Source organism: Deferribacterota bacterium (genome assembly GCA_034189185.1).
Lineage (GTDB): Bacteria > Chrysiogenota > Deferribacteres > Deferribacterales > UBA228 > UBA228.
Window position 1 is genome coordinate 1 of the sequence record JAXHVM010000183.1, and the last position, 3,459, is coordinate 3,459.

Below are 3,459 nucleotides of genomic sequence, written 5' to 3' on the forward strand. Positions count from 1 at the left end.
AAAAAAATAGGCAAGCTTTTTTAGATTTTTATATGGATAATAATTTTAGAGAAAATGATTTTGTTGTTTTAATAGATAACAAGGGAAAAAGAAAACTTTTAAAGTTAGCTAAAAATAGGTGTTATTTTACACATAAAGGTAGAATTGAACATAATAATATTATTGGCAAACCAAAGGGTTCTTTAGTTTATTCTGATAAAAATGTTTCTTATTGTGTCTTTGGTGTAACTTATAATGATTATGTTTTGGGTTTAAAACGAAAAGCTCAAATTATATATCCAAAAGATATTGCCATTTTGTTACAGTGGGGTGATGTGTATAGTGGGCTAAATATATTAGAAGCAGGTTTAGGTATGGGGGCATTATCTATTGCTTTGTTAAGAGCATTGGCAGATCGTGGTAGGCTTGTTACTTATGAAATCAGGGAAGATTTTATTGATGAGGGTAAAAAAAATATAATAAATTTTTTTGGTGAAGAGAAAGCTATTCATGAGGTTGTGCACGGCGATATATATCAAGGTTTTACCTGTATATATGATAGGGTTTTTTTAGATGTTCCAGAGCCATGGCATGTTTTACCCTATTTGGAAAAAGGATTGGTTGAAGGCGGAATTGTTATGGCTTATATACCTACTATTTTGCAAGTAAAAAGTTATGTTGACAGATTAAATGAACTAGAATGTTTTAGAGATTTGGATATATTTGAGAATATTAGAAGACCTTGGCAGGTAGAAGATTTATCTGTCAGGCCAAAGACGTGGATTTATAACCATAGTGCTTTTATTGTGTTTGCTAGAAAAATATCTTAAAAATTTACTACCACTTGACTAAATAGTTATAAAACTAATTAAGTATTATTTATTTATTAGTTTTATTAAAAAATATATATTTAAAGTAATAAACAATTTATGTATTAGTTGTTTTCATATAGGAACCTAATATTTGACCTATGATAGAAGAAATGATAAATAATGGTACATATGTAAATGAGGTGTTAGTAAAAACTCTAAGGATTATTATAAATATTACAGGAATGTGTATATACAAAAACCAGGCAAAAGAATATTTTTTAGACTTATTTCTTAAATAACCAAAGGGAATATTTATGGTTAAACCAAAAACAACTATTAATATTATCAGTTGAAATTTAGCCATAGACGTAATATATATTAAATAAAATAGTGATGTAAATAAAAAATAGAATGATTTAGATTTTAAAGTTTTTAAACTAAAAAATATTTATAGTATTTTAACTATCCTATGAGCATTCTAAGAGAATTAAAGACACCTATATTCAATGCTGAGTCAACATATAGTATTCCAAAATTAGAGAATTATATAATTACTATAATAAAAGATGATTTAAGTGAATTGAATTTTAATCTTGTGGATTTTATTAAACTCTTTAAAATAAAAGAAGTCAATTGTAGACTTACTTCAGTTAGTGGCTGGTCTGTAAGAGCTATCTGGCAAGGAATATTGTGGCAAGATTTTTTAAATTACATTAAGCCTGCTGAATATAACTATGTGATATTTGAAAGCTATGGTGGGTATAGTACAGCTATTTTTAAAGAAGATTTAGAAAACCCGAGAATAATTATGGCAATTAAGGTTGGTGGACAAGTGCTTGAGGAGGCTTATGGTGGGCCTATTAGAATGGTTATTCCGAACCTTTGGGGATATAAAAGTTGTAAATGGCTTCATAAAATTATTTTTTCAAAAGAGTACACAAAAGGTTATTGGGAAAGCTTTGGTTATGATGATAGAGGGTTAATAAAGGCTTCAAAGACATTTGACGTAAACAGTAAAACCTATATTGACATAGGAGATGGCGAGGTTTTGAATTAAATAATGGCTGGAAATACATTTGGAAGAGTATTTAGAATAAGTACATTTGGTGAAAGTCATGGTAAAGCAGTTGGGGTTGTTGTCGATGGTATTCCACCTCTTGTTGAAATAAATGAGAAGGATATTCAGTGCGAGTTAAATAGAAGAAGGCCTGGTCAAAGTATAATTACAACTCCAAGAAGTGAAGAAGATAAGGTTGAGATTTTAAGTGGTGTCTTTGAGGGGAAAACTACAGGAACACCGATAGCAATGTTAGTATATAACAAATATCAAAAATCAGAAGATTATTATGAAATAAAAGACGTATTTAGGCCAGGACATGCCGATTATACATATTTTAAAAAATATCGCATAAGAGATTATAGGGGAGGTGGAAGAGCATCTTCTAGAGAGACAATAGGTAGGGTATGTGCTGGCGCAATAGCAAAAAAGATATTGTTATTAAAAGGAATAACAATCACTGGTTATGTAAAGCAAATTGGTAGTATAAAAGCTGAAATATTTGATTTAGATGAGATAGAAAATAATCCTGTTAGATGTCCTGATAAGCATAAAGCTAGTGAAATGATTGATTATATTTTGAAGATAAAAGAGAAAGGTGACTCTATAGGTGGAATTGTAGAGATAGTTATCAAAGGAGTGCCACCTGGTATAGGTGAGCCAGTTTTTGATAGATTAAATGCGGAGTTATCAAAAGCTATAATGTCAATTCCAGCAGTTAAGGGTATACAATTTGGTATAGGTTTTGATGGAGTACATATGTTAGGAAGTGAAATGCATGATGAATTAACTGAGAGTGGTTTTTTATCAAATAATGCAGGTGGAACCTTAGGAGGGATATCAACGGGACAAGATATTATTTTTAATTTTATTGTTAAACCACCTTCCTCTATCTTAATACCTAGGAAAACAATAGATATTAATAATAACCCAAGAGAGATTATCACTAAAGGCAGACATGATCCATGTGTTGCCCCTCGTGTTGTACCAATTGCAGAAGCTATGAGTGCCATTGTTTTGATAGATTTAATTATGATAGATAATGCAAGAAGAATCTTATAAAAGTTAAAATTATCTCTTGATTTAATTAATTAAATTTTTATTATTAAATCTACTTGACATATATTTAAATATCATATATAAAAGTAACCTTCACGTTTTTGGAAGGTTTGATACCCTGTTGTTTGACAGCTAAATAAACTAAAGAGATAAGCAGCCTAGTGTAGGTATATTAACTACACAATAATTATTTTTTGCAGGATGGAGAGTTTGATCCTGGCTCAGAACGAACACTGGTGGCGTGCTTAACACATGCAAGTCGAGGGAGAAAGGTTGCTTCGGCAGCCGAGTAAACCGGCGAACGGGTGAGTAACACGTGAGTAACCTACCTGTTAGACACGGGATAACTAGTCGAAAGGCTAGCTAATACCTGATACAGCATATCTACGAATGTAGGTATGTGAAAGTAGGGATACTTTAAGTATGCCTACGCTGACAGAGGGGCTCGCGTCCGATTAGCTAGTTGGTGGGGTAATGGCCTACCAAGGCTACGATCGGTAGCTGGTCTGAGAGGATGGTCAGCCACATTGGGACTGAGACACGGCCCAGACT

Annotated in this window: 3 protein-coding genes and 1 rRNA gene; all 4 read left to right on the top strand. The window is 31.8% G+C overall.

The features are described from left to right. The coding region (locus tag SVN78_09485) for a hypothetical protein (protein ID MDY6821837.1) at nucleotides 1-809 on the top strand (809 nt) is incomplete at its 5' end. 451 nt (nucleotides 810-1,260) lie between these two features. Next, nucleotides 1,261-1,848: a molybdopterin-dependent oxidoreductase gene (locus tag SVN78_09490; GenBank protein ID MDY6821838.1), complete on the top strand. Its 588-nt coding sequence runs from the start codon at nucleotides 1,261-1,263 to the stop codon at nucleotides 1,846-1,848. A gap of 3 nt (nucleotides 1,849-1,851) precedes the next feature. Next, complete coding sequence (aroC, locus tag SVN78_09495; GenBank protein MDY6821839.1) at nucleotides 1,852-2,910, top strand: chorismate synthase; 1,059 nt, start codon at nucleotides 1,852-1,854, stop codon at nucleotides 2,908-2,910. A gap of 195 nt (nucleotides 2,911-3,105) precedes the next feature. Further along, nucleotides 3,106-3,459 (top strand): 16S ribosomal RNA (locus SVN78_09500); the annotation flags it as partial.